The organism is Pseudomonas entomophila (assembly GCF_023277925.1).
Taxonomy (GTDB): Bacteria; Pseudomonadota; Gammaproteobacteria; order Pseudomonadales; family Pseudomonadaceae; genus Aquipseudomonas; species Aquipseudomonas entomophila_D.
Map to the genome: position 1 here is coordinate 4,033,514 of NZ_CP063832.1, position 19,443 is coordinate 4,052,956.

Below are 19,443 nucleotides of genomic sequence, written 5' to 3' on the forward strand. Positions count from 1 at the left end.
CACCGGCCATGCCGGTGTTCGCCGGCAAGCCGGCTCCTACAGGCAATCTCCGAGTCAGTTTTTATGGAGTGCCATATGCCTTTCATCACCGACATCAAGACCTTCGCCGCCCTGGGTAGCGGCGTGATCGGCAGCGGTTGGGTCGCTCGCGCCCTGGCCCACGGCCTGGACGTGATCGCCTGGGACCCGGCGCCCGGCGCCGAAGCGGCCCTGCGCAAGCGCATCGCCAATGCCTGGCCCGCCCTGCAGAAGCAGGGCCTGGCCCCCGGTGCCTCGCCGGAGCGCCTGACCTTCGTCGCCACCATCGAGGAGTGCGTGCGCAACGCCGACTTCATCCAGGAGAGCGCACCCGAACGCCTGGACCTCAAGCTCGACCTGCACGCGAAGATCAGCGCCGCGGCCAAGCCAGACGCAATCATCGGCTCCAGCACCTCGGGGCTGCTGCCCAGCGAATTCTACGAGTCGGCTACCCACCCCGAACGCTGCGTGGTCGGCCACCCGTTCAACCCGGTGTACCTGCTGCCACTGGTGGAGATCGTTGGTGGCCGGAACACCAGCCCTGACGCCATCGAGGCGGCGAAATCCATCTACACCGCGCTGGGCATGCGCCCGCTGCACGTGCGCAAGGAAGTCCCTGGTTTCATCGCCGACCGCTTGCTCGAAGCGCTCTGGCGCGAGGCCCTGCATCTGGTCAACGACGGTGTGGCGAGCACCGGTGAGATCGACGACGCCATCCGCTTTGGCGCCGGCCTGCGCTGGTCGTTCATGGGCACCTTCCTCACCTACACCCTGGCCGGTGGCGATGCCGGCATGCGCCACTTCATGTCGCAGTTCGGCCCGGCATTGAAGCTGCCCTGGACCTACCTGCCGGCCCCGGAGCTCACCGACAAGCTGATCGACGATGTGGTGGAGGGCACCTCGAAGCAATTGGGCGAACGCAGTATCGCCGCCCTGGAACGCTATCGTGATGACACCCTGCTGGCAGTGCTGGAAGCGGTGCGCAACAGCAAGGCCAGCCACGGCATGGCTTTCGGCGATTGAGGAGAACCCGATGCCCGCACTGATCACCTACCGAACCCCAGTCCAGGAGGACTGGGTCGATTACAACGGCCATCTGCGCGATGCCTTCTATATGCTGATTTTCAGCTACGCCACCGATGCGCTGATGGAGCGCATCGGCCTGGATGCCGACGCCCGTGGGCAGACAGGGCACTCGTTGTTCACGCTCGAGGCGCACATCAACTACCTGCATGAGGTGAAGCTCGGTAGCGAAGTATGGGTGCAGACGCAAATCATCGGTTTCGACAAGAAGCGCCTGCACCTCTGTCACAGCCTGCATCGCAGTACTTTTGATCAGCCGCTGGCAGTCAGCGAACAGCTATTGCTGCACGTGAATCTTGCAGGGCCAAAATCGACCCCGTTTGCCGAGCACTGCGTCGCACACCTGCACGACCTGCTTCGGATACAAACAGATTTGCCAACGCCTGAGCACATTGGCCGAACCATCGGACTACCCTGAGGACTGCCTTCCGCTAAAGTCATGGATAGAAGTTTTCAACGGTTTCCCTCCGTTCATTGAAACGCCGCGCCGCATCGTGGTACTCGGTTGTGCCCATGGGTACACCCATATATTGCAAGCGAGGATTGGAAAAGAAGGGTATCGCGCCGTGCGAGGTGACCATAATGGTGTGGAACGCCGGTGCCGAGTCGTGACTATAACCGTGCATGTAGGGTGGATTTCTTACGCTATCACCTTCTTTCCACCCGTGATTCACGCCTAGGTTGTGGCCTAGCTCGTGAGCCAATGATCCCGGGCAAGATACTACGGAATGCGCTTGGACCTTGCTGGCCGTGAGCCAGGCCATTCCACAGTACTTCGGATTTGTCGAATACATCGACACCATGTCCGCACGCAACTCTTCCCGCTTGGCTAAAACCTGTTGTGCGAACGGTTGGGCCAGCCGGATGTCATTCAACTGCTCGCTGTAATCTCTACCGGTCTCATCATAGCCACCCTCATAATAACCGGCCAACTCATACGTTATCTGAACACCGCTATTGCTCATATATTGATTGGCATTATTGAGTGCAAGAGCCAACTGAGCTTTATAGTTTGAGGTTTGCTCTTTCCTCTGATTAGTGGCCAGGAACATCACGCGAATCGTACTGTGCGCAGACAACGGAAGCTTTCCTACCGTACCGCCTCGCGTAGCCGAGCCCGACGGCTCAAGCGGCTCGGCTTCTGGGGGAAGTTTCGATTCGTCGATCTTGATCAGAACATGTTGCTCCGAACCCAATGGTTGGAGCGAGTAGCGTTGCCCCTCAACGATGAGGTCACCTACCAACTTGTGGTTCTCTCGGACCAGTGACAAATAGAAAAGCGGGTCGACTTCGATTTCCGAAGCCGCACCGCCATTCGTCTGCTTCCGCATCGAGGTTTTATAACCAACCCAGCCGACGATGCCCGGCGTGATGGTGGTGTAATCACGCAAGCTAAAACTTGCGACTTTTCCACCCGGCAAGCTGATTGCCAAGTCCCTGGTTTGTTGGTTGATCAACTTCGAATCAACCCTGACAAAGGTAACTTCAGCATTCGCAGGATCTGCCAATAGCTTCGCCAACTCACCTGTCGCATTACTTTGCAGAGATTTTCTGTCCAGCGTCGGCTCCAAAGTGAACAGATTTGGTTCCGCACTCACACCAGCACTCAAAACGGGTTTCGAGACTGAACACCCCAAAGCCAGGATCAATACCGAGGCTGCAAGACTCGCATTAAAGATTGTCGACATCACTTTCCGCTCCAGAGGAAAAACCTCCCTCAGCAGATCACGATCAACGCAACGTAGTCATCTGACAGAAATACTAGGTGGATAGATGAACAGTCCCAATAAACGACAGAAGAAAAAACCCCGGAAAGCCGTGAGCATCCGGGGCCAAGAGCGAGCAACATCCACTGTGCATGAAGAGAGGGTGACCAAACCCTCGGTGCCGTGAATGACTTCAGTGTGCGGTCTTCCTTTCCCGGCGATTTAGCCGTAAACGACCTGTTCTTAGCCAAAGCGGCCATCGCGGCAATCTGCCCTTGCCGCGCTGACGTGGCGGACACAGAATCGATCGCAAACAACAGCGGCAAAGGACAACAGTCATGATGCATGCGGACTTGATCGACCAGGACGACCTGCTGGGCCAGCTGCGCTCGCGGGGTTTCGACATTCCGGCCGGCGCCAGCGCCGAGCAGGCCTGCGAGGTGGTGATACGCGGGCTGACCGAGCCCAATGCCCGCGCCCTGAAGGGCATGGTGGAGCAGATGTACACCGGCAGCGCGACCATTCTCCCGGCCGTGCGCCAGGCCATCGACAAGCAGTTGCTGCCGGCGTTGGCGCAGTTCAACAGGCGCGCCTGAGCTTTCGTTCTTCTTGAACCTTTTCGCCGGCAAGGCCGGCTCCTACAGGTATCGCACCGCTCTTGAGATCGGCGAACCACCGTAGGAGCCGGCCTTGCCGGCGAATGGGCCTAAAGCCTCACGCTGGCAAAGGTTGACTCATTGCGCGCCTGGCTCAGCGCCGCCATCGGCCCGCTGTGCGGCGACAGGGCCATGGCCTGCGGGATCGGCATCATCGCCACCTGCTGCGTGGTGTTCGAACCCACCCGCTCGTCACGCGGCGGAATGCCGAAGTACTCGCGGTAGCATTTGGAGAAGTGCGGCGTGGAAACAAAGCCGCACACCGACGCCACTTCGATGATCGACATCGGGGTCTGCTTGAGCAATTGCCGCGCGCGGATCAGGCGCAGCTTGAGGTAGTAGCGCGACGGCGAGCAGTGCAGGTACTTCTGGAACAGGCGCTCGAGCTGGCGCCGCGACACCGCCACGTACACCGCCAGTTCATCCAGGTCGATGGGCTCTTCCAGGTTCGCCTCCATCAACGCGACGATTTCCTGCAGCTTCGGCTGGTTGGTGCCCAGCATGTGCTTGAGCGGCACGCGCTGGTGGTCCTGCTCGTTGCGGATGCGTTCGTAGACGAACATCTCGGAGATCGCCGCCGACAGCTCACGACCATGATCGCGGCTGATCAGGTGCAGCATCATGTCCAGCGGCGCGGTGCCGCCGGAGCTGGTGAAGCGGTTGCGGTCGAGGGTGAACAGGCGGGTGCTCATGTTCACCCGTGGGTAGGCTTCCTGCATCGCCGCCAGGCATTCCCAGTGCACGCTGCAGTCGAAACCGTCAAGCAGCCCGGCGCAGGCCAGCGCCCAGCTGCCGGTGCACACCGCGCCCAGGCGACGTGACTGGCGGGCCTGGGCCTGCAGCCAGGTGACGTGCTCACGGGTGACGGTGCGCTGGATACCCACGCCACCGCAGACGATCACGGTGTCCATGGGTGGGGCATTGTGCATGGCGGCATCGGGGGTGATCTGCAAACCATCGCTGGCCCACACCTGGCCACCGTCGACGGTCAGCGTGTGCCAGCGGTACAGCTCGCGGCCGGACAGCTGGTTCGCCATGCGCAGCGGCTCGACGGCGGACGCCAGGGAGATCAGGGTGAAGTTGTCCAGCAGGAGAAAGCCGATGGACTGGGGTGCTGTGCGGTTCTGGGTTGGGGTCCCGGAGGTGTACGACGTCATCGCGATTTCTCCTCACACAATGCAGGGTGTGCTTCAGGCGAGCACTGTTCTTGTAGTGGCCCCGTTTCGTATGCAGGGGCTTTGCCAATCCCGACGCAAATGGCATGCCGGAAATTGAACGCTCATCCAATAAAACCCAAAAGCGACGTTGCCATGCGCCCTCCAGCGGGTTCTGCAACGAGCGTAGACCTAAACGCAAATCGGCGCGCCAGCGCCTTTGCGTGTCACGCCTGAGCAGTTCGGTAGCACTTGTGGGAAGGATGCCCAGATGCGACAGATTTGAGTGTCACCGACAATGACCCTGCTGGTAACGACAGGCGACGGCCGGTAGATGACAACCGTTGCGCCAGAATGTGGCGCAACGGTCAGGCGTGGGCAAAAACGGCGCATCAGCACTCGATGACGCTGACCGCCAGACCTCCACGCGAGGTTTCCTTGTACTTGTCGTGCATGTCGGCGCCGGTGTCGCGCATGGTGCGGATCACCTGGTCGAGGGAGATGAAATGCTCGCCGTCGCCGCGCAGCGCCATCTGCACGGCATTGATCGCCTTCACCGCCGCAATGGCGTTGCGCTCGATGCACGGCACCTGGACCAGGCCGCCGACCGGGTCGCAGGTCAGCCCCAGGTTGTGCTCCAGGGCGATCTCGGCGGCGTTCTCCAGTTGCGCAGGCGTCGCGCCCAGCACTTCGGCCAAGCCTGCCGCAGCCATGGCGCAGGCCGAACCGACCTCGCCCTGGCAACCGACCTCGGCGCCGGAGATCGACGCGTTCTTCTTGCACAGGATGCCCACCGCCGCAGCACCCAGGAAGAAATCCACCACGTTGGATTCGTCCACCACATCGGAGAAACGCATGTAGTAGTGCAGCACCGCCGGAATGATCCCGGCGGCGCCGTTGGTAGGCGCAGTGACCATGCGCCCACCGGCGGCATTCTCTTCGTTCACGGCCAGGGCGTACAGGTTGACCCATTCCATGGCGCTCATGGTCGAGCCGATCACATTGGGCTTGCCCAGCTCCTGCAGGCTGCGATGCAGCCTGGCGGCGCGGCGGCGCACGTTGAGCCCGCCAGGCAGTATTCCTTCGTGCTTGAGGCCGTTGTTCACGCATTCCTGCATGGCCTGCCAGAGCTTGAGCAGGCCGGCGCGAATCTCGGCCTCGCTGCGCCAGACCTTTTCGTTCGCCATCATCAATTGCGACACGCTCAGGTCGTTTTGCTTGCACAGGCGCAGCAGCTCGGCGGCGCTGTCGAAATCGTAGGGCAACACCGTCTGGTCGGCGTCCAGCACACCGCTGGCGGCTTGCGCGGCATCGACCACGAAGCCGCCGCCCACCGAGTAGTAGGTGTCGCGGTGCAGCTCGCCGCCCTCGCCTTCGGCGATCAGGGTCATGGCATTCGGGTGGTACGGCAGGTTCTCGTCCAGCAGCAGCATGTCGCGGGCCCAGACGAACTCGATGGGCAGCCGGCTATCAAGCTGCAACACCTCGGTTTCGCGCAGGTCGGCGATACGCGGGATGATCTGGCTGGGGTCGATCGCGTCCGGCCATTCCCCCATCAACCCCATGATCGTCGCGTTGTCGGTGCCGTGGCCGACGCCGGTGGCCGACAGCGAGCCATAGAGCCGCACCTCGACGCGCCGCACCTGCTCCAGCTCGCCGCGTTCGCGCAGCCCCTGGACGAACAGCGCACCAGCACGCATGGGGCCGACGGTATGGGAGCTGGAAGGCCCGACACCGATCTTGAACAGGTCGAACACGCTGATGGCCATGGCCGGATCACCTCTTGATGGGCTTGTCTCACGGCGCCGAACACCGCCTCGCGCAACTGCTAGGCTGAAGTTCGAGCCGCCTTGGAATGCTCGCATCATCAGGCTTTTGCCCACCCCCTCGCCGTCTGCAACCGACGTACTTTTGTCCAGCAGCGCCGCCGCTGAACCGGCCCTGCGTGCGCCGTTTTCCAGCGCCCGGGCGCCGTAAAAACCGAGGTGTGGGGGTGGAAAAATCCAGTTGCGACATCGTCCGTACTGGATGCGACCCGTCCTGTACTGGATACGACGCCACCAGTAGGCGATTGCCGAACGCTGGAGGATTATCGAAAGCGACTCGTATTGCACGGCCTCGCATCCTGCCCTCTGCAGGCCTGGTCGACCGGAGCCCTGAGAACGCCCGGCGGCCCACGCGAACCCGAAGATAAAATCACAGGAGTCCATCCATGAAAGGTAAACCCTCGCTGTTGCTGGTCGCGTTGCTGTCCGCCCCGCTCCTGGCCCAGGCCGCCGAACCCGAGCAGTGTCAGACGGTACGGTTCTCCGATGTCGGCTGGACCGACATCACGGTCACCACCGCGACCACCAGCGTCGTGCTCGAAGCCCTGGGCTACAAGACCCACACCACCATGATCTCGGTACCGGTGACCTACAAGTCGCTGGCCACCGGCAAGGACCTGGACGTGTTTCTCGGCAACTGGATGCCGACCATGGAAAACGACATCAAGCAGTACCGCGATGCGGGCACCGTCGAGACCGTGCGCGCCAACCTGGAGAACGCCAAGTACACGCTGGCCGTGCCCCAGGCGCTGTATGACAAGGGCCTGAAGGACTTCTCGGACATCCCGAAATTCAAGAAGGAACTGGACGGCAAGATCTACGGCATCGAGCCGGGCAACGATGGCAACCGCACCATCCAGAGCATGATCGACAAGAACGCCTTCGGTCTGAAGGACGCCGGTTTCAAGATCGTGCAGTCCAGCGAGGCCGGCATGCTGTCGCAGGTCGACCGGGCGCAGAAACGCGGCGAGTCGGTGGTGTTCCTGGGCTGGGAGCCGCACCCAATGAACACCCGCTTCAAGATGCAGTACCTGACCGGCGGGGATGAGTTCTTCGGCCCCGATTTCGGCAAGGCCACCGTGCTCACTAACACCCGCAAGGGCTACGCGCAGGAATGCGCCAACGTTGGCCAGCTGTTGAAGAACCTGTCGTTCGAGCTCAAGGATGAAAGCACGATGATGGGCTATGTCCTGGACGACAAGATGAAACCCGAGGCGGCGGCCAAGAAGTGGCTCAAGGAAAACCCCGGCAAGCTGGACGCCTGGCTGGCCGGCGTGACCACCGTGGATGGCAAGCCCGGCCTCGAGGCGGCCAAGGCCAAACTGACGCAATAACGCAAGACGCAATGGCAACACCGCGGGGCGGGACCGTGCCCGCCCCGGACTGATTTCAATCTTTGCAGGTGGAAGCTCGCTATCATGCTTATCGATCAGAAAATACCCTTGGGGCAGTACATCGCCTCATTCGTCGAATGGTTGACCCAGAACGGCGCCAGCTACTTCGACGCTATCGCCCAGGGCCTGGAGTTCATGATCCATGGCGTCACCAGCGCCCTGACCTGGTTCAACCCGTTCGTGCTCATCGCCCTGTTCGCCGCCCTCGCGCACCTGATCCAGCGCAAGTGGGCACTCACCGTATTCGTCGCCCTGTCGTTCCTGCTCATCCTCAACCTGGGCTACTGGCAGGAAACCATGGAAACCCTGGCGCAGGTGACTTTCGCCACGGTGGTGTGCGTAGTCATCGGCGTGCCGCTGGGCATCGCCGCCGCGCACAAACCGATGTTCTACACCGCCATGCGTCCGGTGCTCGACCTGATGCAGACCGTGCCCACCTTCGTCTACCTGATCCCCACGCTCACGCTATTCGGCCTGGGTGTGGTGCCGGGGCTGATCTCCACGGTGGTGTTCGCCATCGCCGCGCCCATTCGCCTGACATACCTCGGCATCTGCGACGTGCCACAAGAGCTGCTCGACGCCGGCAAGGCTTTCGGCTGCTCACGCCGCCAACTGCTGACCCGCATCGAACTGCCCCACGCCATGCCAAGCATCGCCGCCGGCATCACGCAGTGCATCATGCTGTCGCTGTCGATGGTGGTGATCGCCGCCCTGGTGGGCGCCGACGGCCTGGGCAAACCTGTGGTCAACGCACTGAACACCGCCGATATTTCCCTGGGCTTCGAAGCGGGCCTGGCCATCGTGCTGCTGGCGATCATGCTCGACCGAATCTGCAAGCAACCGGAACTGCCGGTAAGGGGTGAGGCATGAGCATCATTCGTTTCGAAGACGTCGACGTCATCTTCTCCAGCAAGCCGCGCGAGGCGCTGTCGCTGCTCGACCAGGGCAAGACCCGCGAGCAGATCCTCAAGCAGACGGGCCTGGTGGTCGGTGTCGAAAAGGCCAACCTGGACATCAACAAAGGCGAGATCTGCGTGCTGATGGGCCTGTCCGGCTCCGGCAAGTCCAGCCTGCTGCGTTGCATCAACGGCCTCAACACCGTCAGCCGCGGCAAGCTGTTCGTCGAGCATGAAGGCAAGCACATCGATATTGCCCACTGCACCCCGGCCGAGCTGAAGATGATGCGCACCAAGCGCATCGCCATGGTGTTCCAGAAGTTCGCCCTGATGCCCTGGCTGACCGTGCGCGAGAACATCAGCTTCGGCCTGGAAATGCAGGGCCGCCCGGAGAAGGAACGGCGCAAGCTGGTCGACGAGAAACTCGAGCTGGTGGGCCTGACCCAGTGGCGCAACAAGAAGCCCGACGAGCTCTCCGGGGGCATGCAACAGCGCGTGGGCCTGGCCCGGGCGCTGGCGATGGACGCCGACATCCTGCTGATGGACGAGCCGTTCTCGGCCCTCGACCCGCTGATCCGCCAGGGCCTGCAAGACGAGCTGCTGGCCCTGCAGAGCAAACTGAGCAAGACCATCGTGTTCGTCAGCCACGACCTGGACGAGGCCCTGAAGCTGGGCAGCCGCATCGCGATCATGAAGGACGGGCGGATCATCCAGTACAGCAAGCCGGAAGACATCGTGCTCAACCCGGCCGACGAGTACGTGCGCACCTTCGTCGCCCACACCAACCCGCTCAACGTGCTGTGCGGCCGCAGCCTGATGCGCAGCCTGGACAACTGCAGGCGGGTCAATGGCTCGGTGTGCCTGGACCCAGGTATCGACTCCTGGCTGGACCTTGGCGAAGGCAACTCGATCAAGCGCGCCCGCCAGGGCCAGAACGGGCTGGACATGCAGAATTGGGCGCCAGGGCAGGACGTGGAGCTGCTGGAGCGCAGGCCGACCGTTGTGCACGCCGATATCGGCATGCGCGAGGCGCTGCGTATTCGTTACCAGACCGGCAACAAGCTGGTGTTGCAGGATAACGACAAGGTGGTGGGGATTCTCGGGGATACCGAGCTTTACCATGCCTTGTTGGGCAAGAATCACGGGTGATTCAATTGGGGCCGCCTTGCGGCCCATCGCGGCTGAAGCCGCTCCTACAGGAGACGTGTGAGCCTTGTAGGAGCGGCTTCAGCCGCGATGGGCTGCAAAGCAGCCCCAATCTTGGTTCAGCGTACGACAATCCCACGCGAAGCCATGTAGGCCTTCGCTTCCGGCACCGTGTACTCGCCGAAGTGGAAAATGCTCGCCGCCAGCACCGCGCTGGCATGCCCTTCCAGAATCCCGTCAGCCAGGTGCTGCAGGTTACCCACACCACCTGAGGCGATCACCGGAATCCCCAGCGCATCGCTGATCGCCCGGGTAACCCCCAGGTCGAAGCCGTTCTTCATGCCATCCTGGTCCATGCTGGTGAGCAGGATCTCACCGGCCCCCAACCCTTCCATCTTCTTCGCCCACTCCACCGCATCCAGCCCGGTGGGCTTGCGCCCGCCATGGGTGAAGATCTCCCAGCGCGGCGTTTCACCCGGGCCGGAGACTTTCTTGGCGTCGATGGCGACGACAATGCACTGCGAACCGAAACGGTCCGCCGCCTCGCCCACGAATTCCGGGTTGAACACCGCCGCAGTGTTGATCGACACCTTGTCGGCACCGGCATTGAGCAGGTTGCGGATGTCCTGCACGGTGCGCACGCCACCGCCCACGGTCAGCGGGATGAACACCTGGCTGGCCATGCGTTCGACGGTATGCAGGGTGGTATCACGGCCATCGACACTGGCGGTGATATCCAGGAAGGTGATCTCGTCGGCGCCCTGCTCGTTGTAGCGACGGGCGATCTCCACCGGGTCGCCGGCATCGCGGATGTTCTCGAACTTGACGCCCTTGACCACCCGGCCGTTGTCCACGTCCAGGCAAGGGATGATGCGCTTGGCCAGTGCCATGGTCGTTCCTCAGCCTTTGTAGTTGTCGCAGAAGGCCTGGGCCTCGGCGACGTCGAGGGTGCCTTCGTAGATGGCGCGGCCGGTGATGGCACCGATGATGCCAGGGGCTTTCGCCTCCAGCAGGGCCTTGATGTCACCCAGGTTGTGGATGCCGCCCGAGGCGATCACCGGGATCGAAGTGGCTTCGGCCAGCGCCTTGGTGAAGGGCACGTTGCAGCCCTGCATCATGCCGTCCTTGGCGATGTCGGTGTAGACGATCGCCGAGACACCATCGGCCTCGAACCGCTTGGCCAGGTCGATGACCTGCACCGAGCTCACCTCGGCCCAGCCGTCGGTGGCGACGAAGCCGTCTTTCGCATCCAGGCCGACGATGACCTTGCCCGGGAAGGCCTTGCACGCTTCGGCGACGAACTCAGGCTGCTTGACCGCCTTGGTGCCGATGATCACATGGCTGACGCCCGCCTTGACGTAGTGCTCGATGGTTTCCAGCGAGCGGATGCCGCCGCCGATCTGGATCGGCAGGTTCGGGTAGCGCCTGGCGATGGCGGTGACCACTTCACCGTTGACCGGCTGGCCTTCGAAGGCGCCGTTCAGGTCGACCAGGTGCAGGCGGCGGCAGCCACCCTCGACCCATTTGGCGGCCATGCTCACCGGGTCGTCGGAGAATACCGTGGAGTCTTCCATGCGGCCTTGGCGCAGACGTACGCAGGCACCGTCCTTGAGATCGATAGCGGGGATAATCAGCATCTTGATGACCTGTCTTGTTCGTTGAGTTCAGGGCTTCTCGAGCGCCCACAGGTCGCTTTCGATGCTCTCGAACCGCTCCTTGAGGTGCAGCTGAACATCGGCGATCGCCCTGTTGTAGTAATACGGAGCCACTTCCCTGGAAAACAGCTCGAGGACCTCGGCCACCTCGAACGACCCCAGCTCCAGCTCGAAACGGTCTTCGAGGAAGCGCTTGAGCGTGTCGAGCGCCTCGCGCTCCTGCTCGGGGGCCAGCGTGATGATCGGGGCCTTGGCCTTCGACCGGCTCATTTACCAGCGCCCGTCCCAGGCGACGAAGTTCTGCAGCAGCTGCAGGCCGTGGGTGTGGCTCTTCTCCGGGTGGAACTGCACGGCAAAGCGCGAACCGTCGGCCAATGCGGCGGCGAAGTCGACGCCATAATGGCCGCGACCGACCACCTGGCCAGGTTTGCCGGCATTGATGTAGTAGCTGTGCACGAAGTAGAAGCGTGCGCGATCAGGGATGTCGTGCCACAGCGGGTGGTCGATGGTCTGGCTGACCTCGTTCCAGCCCATGTGCGGCACTTTCAGGTGCTCGCCGTCTTCCTTCAGGTCTTTGCCAAAGAAGCGTACCTGGCCGGGGAACAGGCCGATGCAATCGACACCGTCGTTCTCCTCGCTGTGGTCGAGCAGCGCCTGCATGCCCACGCAGATGCCGAGGAACGGGCGGTCCTGGCTGACTTCGCGCACCAGGCTGTCGAAGCCCAGGCGGCGGATCTCGGCCATGCAGTCGCGGATCGCGCCGACGCCCGGGAACACCACGCGGTCGGCTTCACGAATCACCGCGGCATCGCTGGTCACCAGCACCTTGCCGGCGCCCACATGCTCCAGGGCCTTGGCCACCGAGTGCAGGTTGCCCATGCCATAGTCGATTACGGCTACCGTCTGCATTTACAGGCACCCTTTGGTGGAAGGCATCTGCCCAGCCATGCGCGCGTCTTGCTCGATGGCCATGCGCAGCGCGCGGCCGAAGGCCTTGAACACGGTCTCGATCTGGTGGTGAGTGTTGTGGCCACGCAGGTTGTCGATGTGCAGGGTCACCAGGGCGTGGTTGACGAAACCCTGGAAGAACTCCTGGAACAGGTCGACATCGAAGCCACCGACGCTGGCGCGGGTGTACGGCACGTGCATCTGCAAGCCCGGGCGGCCAGAGAAGTCGATGACCACTCGCGACAGGGCCTCGTCCAGCGGCACATAGGCGTGACCGTAGCGGTAGATGCCTTTCTTGTCGCCAATGGCCTGGGCGAAGGCCTGGCCGAGGGTGATGCCGACGTCCTCGACAGTGTGATGGTCATCGATATGCAGGTCGCCCTTGCATTCGATGTCCAGATCGATCAGCCCATGCCGGGCGATCTGGTCGAGCATGTGTTCAAGGAAAGGCACGCCGATATCGAATCGGGCCTTGCCGCTGCCATCGAGGTTGATCGAGCACTTGACCTGGGTTTCCAGGGTATTGCGCTCGACGGAAGCCTTACGTTCGACCATCACCAGCTCCGCAAAATCATTGGGCGAAAAGGGTTCCATTATAGGCCCAGAATGCGCCGGCTTGAAACGCGGATGACATATGGCGGAGCACGCATTTACGGGGGTTGGACAGGCCTACAGGTCTATACAACCAGCCCTTTCGCCGGCTGCCGGCTCCTGCGGACATCGCACCCGTAGGAGCCGGCTTGCCGGCGAACAGCCTCACACATCAATCAATGAAACAGCACCGCCGTCTTCTGCAAGGTGATCCACACCCCCCAGGCCAGCGGAATCACCACCACGGCCCAGGCCAGCAGCACCAGCGGCAGGCTGCCCGGCGCCGCATGCCACTCCAGCGCACGGGCAGAATCCGCGCCCTTGTCGTGGCTCAAGGCCCGCTCGGCGGCCAATTCGGCATCGGTCATGAAGTACTTGTCCGCCACCGGCCGCACCAGCATGTTGCAGATAAAGCCCAGCACCAGCAGGCCGGCCAGGATGTACAGGGTCATGTCGTAGGCCGCGGCGCGCTCCACACCCGCCGCCAGCTGAGCCTCGCGCAGGTAGGTGATCAACACCGGCCCCAGCACGCCGGCCGCCGCCCAGGCAGTCAGCAGGCGACCATGAATGGCGCCGACCATTTGCGTGCCGAACAGGTCGGCCAGGTACGCCGGCACGGTGGCAAAGCCGCCGCCGTACATCGACAGGATGATGCAGAACGCGGCCACGAACAGCGCCACGTTGCCGATATGCCCCATGTTCGGTACCAGGCTGTACAGCCCCACGCCCAGGGCGAAGAAAGCGAAATAGGTGTTCTTGCGGCCAATGTAGTCGGAGAACGACGCCCAGAAGAACCGCCCGCCGATGTTGAACAGGCTGAGCAGGCCGGTGAAGCCTGCGGCGATGGCGGCAATCTGCGCCAGTTGCCCGGCGTTCAGCTCACCGAAGGTCAGCTCGTTGCCCAGCAACTTACCGGCAAACACCTCCTGCAGCAGCGGCGATGCCATGCCCAGGATACCGATACCCGCCGAGACGTTCAGGCACAGCACCAGCCACACCAGCGCGAACTGCGGCGTCTTCCAGGCCACGCTGACATGCACGTGACGGTCGGTGACCATGGCATTGGCTTTCTTCGCCGGTGCGGTCCAGCCTTCAGGCTTCCAGCCGGTCGGCGGCACGCGATAAGCCAGGGCGCCGCCAGTCATGAACACGAAGTAGATCGCGGCCATGGCGACGAAGCTCTGCCACACGCCCACCTCGGTCGGGCTGGAGAAATGCCCCATCAGCGCGGTGGCCAGCGGCGCGCCCACCATGGCACCCCCGCCAAAGCCCATGATCGCCATGCCGGTGGCCATGCCGCGCTTGTCCGGGAACCACTTGATCAGCGTCGATACCGGCGAGATATAACCCAACCCCAGGCCGATCCCCCCGATCACCCCCGAACCCAGCCACATCAGCCACAGTTGGTGGGTCTTCACGCCGATTGCCGAGATCAGCAGGCCGCCGCACCAGCACAGCGCCGACACCAGGCCGGCTTTACGCGGGCCTGCGTGCTCCAGCCAACCGCCGAGCACCGCGGCCGAGCAACCGAGAAACACGAAGAACAGGGTGTAGATCCAGCTCAGCATGGAGATCGGCCAGTCGCACTCGGCGCTGAACAGGCGGGCGACGAAGCCCATGTCCGCGGCGCAGGCTACCGGCGCGCTGACACCCAGGGCCTGGGACAGCGGCAACCAGAACACCGAGAAGCCATAGGCCATGCCGATGCACAGGTGGATGGCCAGCGCCGCCGGCGGCACCAGCCAGCGATTGAAGCCCGGGCGGGCGATGATACGCTCCTTCGACAGGAAGCCCGGCGCGCTCGCTGCCACTCCCGCCGTGATACTGCTGTTCATGGATTGTTCCTTTTTTTAGGTGGGCGGTGCTCGCGGAGGGCTCTGTATGGCTGCACGCAAGGCAGCCCGGCCGCTTTGGGCGCCCCCGCGACAATGGGTCGCGGGGGGCTCCACGGGCGGCGCAAGAGTACCAGCAGCCGGTGCCATGAAAGCAATCTGATATCGTGTTTTTTTCTTTAGCTGAAACGGTATTTCTCGGACCGTGTCGCCTGGTTCGCCGGCAAGCCGGCCCCTACGAGGGACGTGTGGGCTTCGGTAAGAGCCGGCCTGCCGGCGAACAGCCCACCCTGCGCATGGTCGAAACGTCGAATGCGCAGAGCCAGGCGCCACGGCGCTATACTCGCCGCTGAATTTAACTTTCCGACTACAAGGACTCGCCCATGAAAGCGTTCGGCAAAATCCTGGGGCTGGGGCTGCTCGGGTTGTTGCTGATCATCGTGGCGCTGGGCTTCGCCCTGACCCACCTCTTCGATCCCAACGACTACAAAGACGAGATCCGCCAGCTGGCCCGCGACAAGGCCCACGTGGAGCTCACGCTCAATGGCGACATCGGCTGGAGCCTGTTCCCCTGGCTGGGCCTGGAACTGCACGAGGCGAGCATCGCCACGCTGAACAACCCCAAGGTGCCATTCGCCGACCTGCAGATGCTCGGCCTGTCGGTGCGCGTGCTGCCCTTGTTGCGCCGCGAAGTGCAGATGAGCGACGTGCGCGTCGAAGGCCTGAACCTGACCCTGACCCGCGACGCCAATGGTCACGGCAACTGGGAAGACATCGGCAAGCCACTGCCGGACACGGCGACCGCCAACGCACCTGCCGCCACACCAGGCGAGGCCCCCGCCAACCCGCCCGCCAAGCCCGAAGCCAGCGAGCGCATGGTCAAGCTCGACATCGACAGTCTTACCGTCAACAACGCCCGGGTGCTGTACACCGATGAGAAGGCCGGCCAGAGCTACGGTGCTGAGAGCATCCAACTGAGCACCGGCGCCGTGCACGAGGGCGTGAATATCCCGCTCAAGGCCAGTGCCTTCCTCAGCGCCAGCCAACCGAACATGAAGGCGCGCACCGAACTCACCGGTGAGCTGCGCTTCGACCGCAAGCTCAAGCGCTACAACCTCGAAGACCTGCGCCTGTCCGGCGAAACCTCGGGCGAGCCGCTGGCCGGCAAGACCCTGACCTTCGCCGCCCAGGGCCAGGTGCTGGTGGACCTGGCCGCCAACGTCGCCTCGTGGAGCGGCTTGAAAGTCTCGGCCAACCAACTGCGTGCCCTCGGCGAGCTGAACGTGCGCGACCTGGACAAGGCGCCGCAGGTCAGCGGCGGGCTGTCCATCGCCCAGTTCGACCTGCGTACCTTCCTCGACGGTATCGGCCACCCGCTGCCCGCCACTGCCGACCCGGCCGCGTTCAAGAAGCTGGAACTGGTGACCCGCCTCGACGGCACCCGCGGCAGCCTGGCCCTGGAAGACCTGGCCGTGAAGCTGGACGACAGCACCTTCACTGGCCGCGTCGCCGTGGAAGACTTCGCCAAACAGGCCCTGCGCATTCGCCTCAAGGGCGACAAGTTCGACGCTGACCGCTACTTCCCGGCCAAGAGCGACGAGGCCAAGGGCGCCACCGCCGCGCGCCAGGCCGAAGTGAAACAACAGGAGGCCAGCGCCGTCGCCGGTGCCGGCACCACCCCACTGCCCAACGCCCCGACGCAACAGGCCTGGAGCAACGACAAGCTGCTGCCGGTAGACCGCCTGCGCGCCCTCGACCTGCAGGCCGACCTGTCCTTTGGCGCCTTGGTGCTGGATAAGCTGCCCATCAGCGACGCCCAGCTCACAGCCACCGGCCAGGGCGGCCTGATAACCCTGCAGGCCCTGCGCGGCGGCCTGTACAACGGCAGCTTCGAAGCCAAGGGCACGGTCGACGTGCGCCCTGCCGTGCCGCAGATCGGCGTGAACACCAAGATCAATCGCGTACCGGTGGAGCACTTCATCAAGCGCGAGGGCCCCGACCAGTCGCCTCCGGTCAAAGGCCTGCTGACCTTGAGCAGCGACCTGACCGCCACCGGCAACAGCCAGAAGGCGCTGGTCGACACGCTCAACGGCAATGCCAGCTTCACCATCAACGACGGCGTGCTGGTCAATGCCAACCTGGAACAGCAGCTGTGCCAGGCCATCGCCACCCTCAATCGCAAGCAGCTCAGCGGCGAGGCTCGGGGCAAGGACACACCGTTCCAGGAACTGCGCGGCAGCCTGGTGATCCGCAACGGCGTGGCCAGCAACCCGGACCTCAAGGCACGCATCCCGGGCCTGACCGTCAACGGCAATGGCGACCTCGACCTGCGCGTGCTGGGCATGGACTACAACGTCGGCATCGTCGTCGAAGGCGACCAGCGCGCCATGCCCGACCCGGCCTGCCAGGTCAACGAGCGCTTTGCCGGTGTCGAAGTACCGCTGCGCTGCCGTGGCCCGCTGGAGCTGGGCGCCAAGGCCTGCCGCCTGGATCAGGAAGGCCTGGGTAAAGTCGCCGCGAAGCTGGCTGGCAACCGCCTGAAGGACAAGATCGATGAAAAGCTCGAAGAAAAACTCGGAGACAAAGTGAGCCCCGAACTCAAAGATGCACTCAAGGGGCTGTTCAAGCGATGACACCCCAGCAGTTCTCCAGCGCCGTGCTGGCCTGGTATGACCAGCACGGCCGCCACGACCTGCCCTGGCAACAGGGCATCAACCCGTACCGGGTATGGGTTTCCGAAATCATGCTGCAGCAGACGCAAGTCAGCACCGTGCTCAACTACTTCGACCGCTTCATGCAGGCCCTGCCCACCGTGCAGGCCCTGGCCGAAGCGCCGGAGGACGAAGTGCTGCACCTGTGGACAGGCCTGGGCTACTACACCCGCGCACGTAACCTGCAAAAGGCCGCGAAGATCGTCGTGGAGCAACATGGCGGCGAATTCCCGCGCAGTGTCGAGCAGCTCACCGAGCTGCCCGGCATCGGCCGCTCCACCGCCGGGGCCATCGCCAGCATCAGCATGGGCCTGCGCGCACCGATCCTCGATGGCAACGTCAAGCGCGTGCTGGCCCGCTTCACCGCCCAGGCCGGCTACCCCGGCGAGCCGAAGGTGGCCAACCAGCTGTGGGCCACCGCCGAGCGCTACACACCGATGACGCGGGTGAACCACTTCACCCAGGCGATGATGGACATGGGCGCGACGCTGTGCACCCGCAGCAAGCCCAGTTGCCTGATCTGCCCGCTGCAGCGTGGTTGCGAAGCCCATCTGCACGGTGAAGAAACCCGCTACCCGGAGCCCAAGCCGCGCAAAGCCTTGCCGCAGCGCAAGACCCTGATGCCGCTGCTGGTCAACCACGAAGGCGCGATCCTGCTTTACCGTCGGCCCTCTACCGGCCTTTGGGGCGGCCTGTGGAGCCTGCCGGAGCTGGACAACCTCGAGCAACTCGACGACCTCGCCTACCAGCACGGCCTGCGCCTGGCCGATAGTCAGGCCTTGCAAGGCCTGACCCACACGTTCAGCCATTTCCAGCTGGCCATCGAGCCGTGGCTGGTGCGTGTCGACCCCGTCGGCGCGCACGTGGCCGAGCCGGACTGGCTCTGGTATAACCTCGCCACCCCGCCGCGCCTGGGCCTCGCCGCCCCGGTCAAGAAGTTGCTGCAACGCGCGGCCGACGAACTGATTGCAGGAGAGACCGCATGACCCGCACCGTGATGTGCCGCAAGTACAAAGAAGAATTACCAGGCCTCGAGCGCGCGCCCTACCCCGGCCCCAAGGGCCAAGACATCTTCGAACACGTCTCGCAGAAAGCCTGGGCCGACTGGCAGAAGCACCAGACCCTGCTGATCAACGAGAAGCGCCTGAACATGATGAATGCCGAGGACCGCAAATTCATCCAGGCCGAGATGGACAAGTTCTTCGCCGGCGAAGACTACGCCAAGGCTGAAGGCTACGTTCCGCCGTCGGAATGACCCCAGAAAACGTAAGCGACGGAATTAATTTAAATTTTTTCAAAAAAAGTCGTTGACGATCGGTTCGGAAATCTATTTAATGCACCTCGTCGCCCAGATAGCTCAGTCGGTAGAGCAGAGGATTGAAAATCCTCGTGTCGGCGGTTCGACTCCGTCTCTGGGCACCACCTTCAGCTTCTGGTGGTTGCAAAGTTACCCGAAGCGACACAAGAAACCCGCCTAGTGCGGGTTTTTTGTTGCCTGCGATTTTTGCCTGATGACCAGCAGGTGTTCGCGCTCTTCATCATGCCCCTCATGACAGCGCATCAGGCTCCCTTCTCTGATGGGTTGGACCACGATCGTATTCCGAGTGCGGTTCGCGCCCCCCCAAAAAGCAAGGCTGGTCAGGCACCCCGAGACCAGCCAGAAATTCAGACATCAACGAGCCATAGGAATCTTCCTAGTAATCAGTTCGTGCTTGAACAACACGATTAAATGGCCGGCCCGGCCGTAATATTAATACACACACGAAAACTTCTGCAGGTCGCGGCATGTGGTCTACCTTGTCTGCATCTTCGACAAAACCCACGACT

Annotated in this window: 18 protein-coding genes and 1 tRNA gene; 10 read left to right on the plus strand and 9 right to left on the minus strand. The window is 63.0% G+C overall.

Annotated features, from left to right (window positions below):
- The first annotated feature begins 75 nt into the window (after window positions 1–75).
- Together IM733_RS17800 and IM733_RS17805 are read left to right on the plus strand one after the other, a co-directional pair.
- Window positions 76–1,041, plus strand: a complete 966-nt coding sequence (locus tag IM733_RS17800) for an L-carnitine dehydrogenase (RefSeq protein ID WP_248917841.1) — start codon at window positions 76–78, stop codon at window positions 1,039–1,041.
- A gap of 10 nt (window positions 1,042–1,051) precedes the next feature.
- Entirely contained in the window at window positions 1,052–1,519 is a 468-nt protein-coding gene (locus IM733_RS17805) for a thioesterase family protein (RefSeq protein ID WP_248917842.1), read from the plus strand.
- A gap of 19 nt (window positions 1,520–1,538) precedes the next feature.
- Here the strand turns inward: IM733_RS17805 and IM733_RS17810 are convergent, their stop codons facing one another.
- Window positions 1,539–2,789, minus strand: a complete 1,251-nt coding sequence (locus tag IM733_RS17810; protein ID WP_248917843.1) for a zinc-dependent metalloprotease family protein — start codon at window positions 2,787–2,789, stop codon at window positions 1,539–1,541.
- 356 nt (window positions 2,790–3,145) lie between these two features.
- Here IM733_RS17810 and IM733_RS17815 point away from each other — a divergent pair, with 356 nt between their 5' ends.
- The gene (locus tag IM733_RS17815) at window positions 3,146–3,403 is read left to right on the plus strand and encodes a hypothetical protein (RefSeq protein ID WP_044488534.1); all 258 of its coding nucleotides are present in this window, start codon (window positions 3,146–3,148) and stop codon (window positions 3,401–3,403) included.
- A gap of 110 nt (window positions 3,404–3,513) precedes the next feature.
- Here the strand turns inward: IM733_RS17815 and IM733_RS17820 are convergent, their stop codons facing one another.
- Complete coding sequence (locus IM733_RS17820; RefSeq protein WP_011536172.1) at window positions 3,514–4,620, minus strand: GlxA family transcriptional regulator; 1,107 nt, start codon at window positions 4,618–4,620, stop codon at window positions 3,514–3,516.
- Window positions 4,621–5,009: 389 nt separating this feature from the next.
- On the minus strand, window positions 5,010–6,386 hold the full coding sequence (locus tag IM733_RS17825; RefSeq protein WP_248917844.1) for an L-serine ammonia-lyase: 1,377 nt from the start codon (window positions 6,384–6,386) through the stop codon (window positions 5,010–5,012).
- 443 nt (window positions 6,387–6,829) lie between these two features.
- On the opposite strand from IM733_RS17825, the gene IM733_RS17830 reads away from it, so the two are divergent.
- The 3 genes from IM733_RS17830 to choV all read left to right on the plus strand — a co-directional run bounded on the left by IM733_RS17830 (window position 6,830) and on the right by choV (window position 9,882).
- Complete coding sequence (locus IM733_RS17830) at window positions 6,830–7,777, plus strand: choline ABC transporter substrate-binding protein (RefSeq protein ID WP_248917845.1); 948 nt, start codon at window positions 6,830–6,832, stop codon at window positions 7,775–7,777.
- Window positions 7,778–7,858: 81 nt separating this feature from the next.
- The gene (choW, locus tag IM733_RS17835; protein ID WP_193383931.1) at window positions 7,859–8,707 is read left to right on the plus strand and encodes a choline ABC transporter permease subunit; all 849 of its coding nucleotides are present in this window, start codon (window positions 7,859–7,861) and stop codon (window positions 8,705–8,707) included.
- Window positions 8,704–9,882: a choline ABC transporter ATP-binding protein gene (gene choV, locus IM733_RS17840; RefSeq protein ID WP_213658725.1), complete on the plus strand. Its 1,179-nt coding sequence runs from the start codon at window positions 8,704–8,706 to the stop codon at window positions 9,880–9,882. Before choW ends, choV begins: the two co-directional genes overlap by 4 nt.
- A 116-nt stretch (window positions 9,883–9,998) precedes the next feature.
- Here choV and hisF read toward each other — a convergent pair whose 3' ends face one another.
- From hisF to IM733_RS17870, 6 genes are all read right to left on the minus strand, one after another.
- On the minus strand, window positions 9,999–10,769 hold the full coding sequence (hisF, locus tag IM733_RS17845) for an imidazole glycerol phosphate synthase subunit HisF (RefSeq protein ID WP_008091498.1): 771 nt from the start codon (window positions 10,767–10,769) through the stop codon (window positions 9,999–10,001).
- Between the two features lie 9 nt (window positions 10,770–10,778).
- Window positions 10,779–11,516, minus strand: a complete 738-nt coding sequence (gene hisA / locus IM733_RS17850) for a 1-(5-phosphoribosyl)-5-[(5-phosphoribosylamino)methylideneamino]imidazole-4-carboxamide isomerase (RefSeq protein WP_248917846.1) — start codon at window positions 11,514–11,516, stop codon at window positions 10,779–10,781.
- A gap of 27 nt (window positions 11,517–11,543) precedes the next feature.
- The gene (locus tag IM733_RS17855) at window positions 11,544–11,804 is read right to left on the minus strand and encodes a DUF2164 domain-containing protein (protein ID WP_248917847.1); all 261 of its coding nucleotides are present in this window, start codon (window positions 11,802–11,804) and stop codon (window positions 11,544–11,546) included.
- The gene (gene hisH, locus IM733_RS17860; RefSeq protein WP_028688463.1) at window positions 11,805–12,443 is read right to left on the minus strand and encodes an imidazole glycerol phosphate synthase subunit HisH; all 639 of its coding nucleotides are present in this window, start codon (window positions 12,441–12,443) and stop codon (window positions 11,805–11,807) included.
- On the minus strand, window positions 12,444–13,037 hold the full coding sequence (gene hisB / locus IM733_RS17865) for an imidazoleglycerol-phosphate dehydratase HisB (RefSeq protein ID WP_248917848.1): 594 nt from the start codon (window positions 13,035–13,037) through the stop codon (window positions 12,444–12,446).
- A 212-nt stretch (window positions 13,038–13,249) separates the two neighbouring features.
- Window positions 13,250–14,908: an OFA family MFS transporter gene (locus IM733_RS17870; RefSeq protein ID WP_248917849.1), complete on the minus strand. Its 1,659-nt coding sequence runs from the start codon at window positions 14,906–14,908 to the stop codon at window positions 13,250–13,252.
- Between the two features lie 380 nt (window positions 14,909–15,288).
- Between IM733_RS17870 and IM733_RS17875 the strand changes: the two genes are divergently transcribed.
- The 4 genes from IM733_RS17875 (at window position 15,289) to IM733_RS17890 (ending at window position 19,038) form a co-directional block, all read left to right on the plus strand.
- Complete coding sequence (locus tag IM733_RS17875; protein ID WP_248917850.1) at window positions 15,289–17,538, plus strand: AsmA family protein; 2,250 nt, start codon at window positions 15,289–15,291, stop codon at window positions 17,536–17,538.
- Entirely contained in the window at window positions 17,535–18,602 is a 1,068-nt protein-coding gene (mutY, locus tag IM733_RS17880) for an A/G-specific adenine glycosylase (protein WP_248917851.1), read from the plus strand. The genes IM733_RS17875 and mutY overlap by 4 nt, the downstream gene beginning before the upstream one ends.
- A complete protein-coding gene (locus IM733_RS17885; RefSeq protein WP_110992242.1) occupies window positions 18,599–18,871 on the plus strand; it encodes an oxidative damage protection protein in 273 nt (90 codons plus the stop codon). Before mutY ends, IM733_RS17885 begins: the two co-directional genes overlap by 4 nt.
- A 91-nt stretch (window positions 18,872–18,962) precedes the next feature.
- A tRNA-Phe gene (locus IM733_RS17890) sits at window positions 18,963–19,038 on the plus strand.
- Window positions 19,039–19,443: the final 405 nt, after the last annotated feature.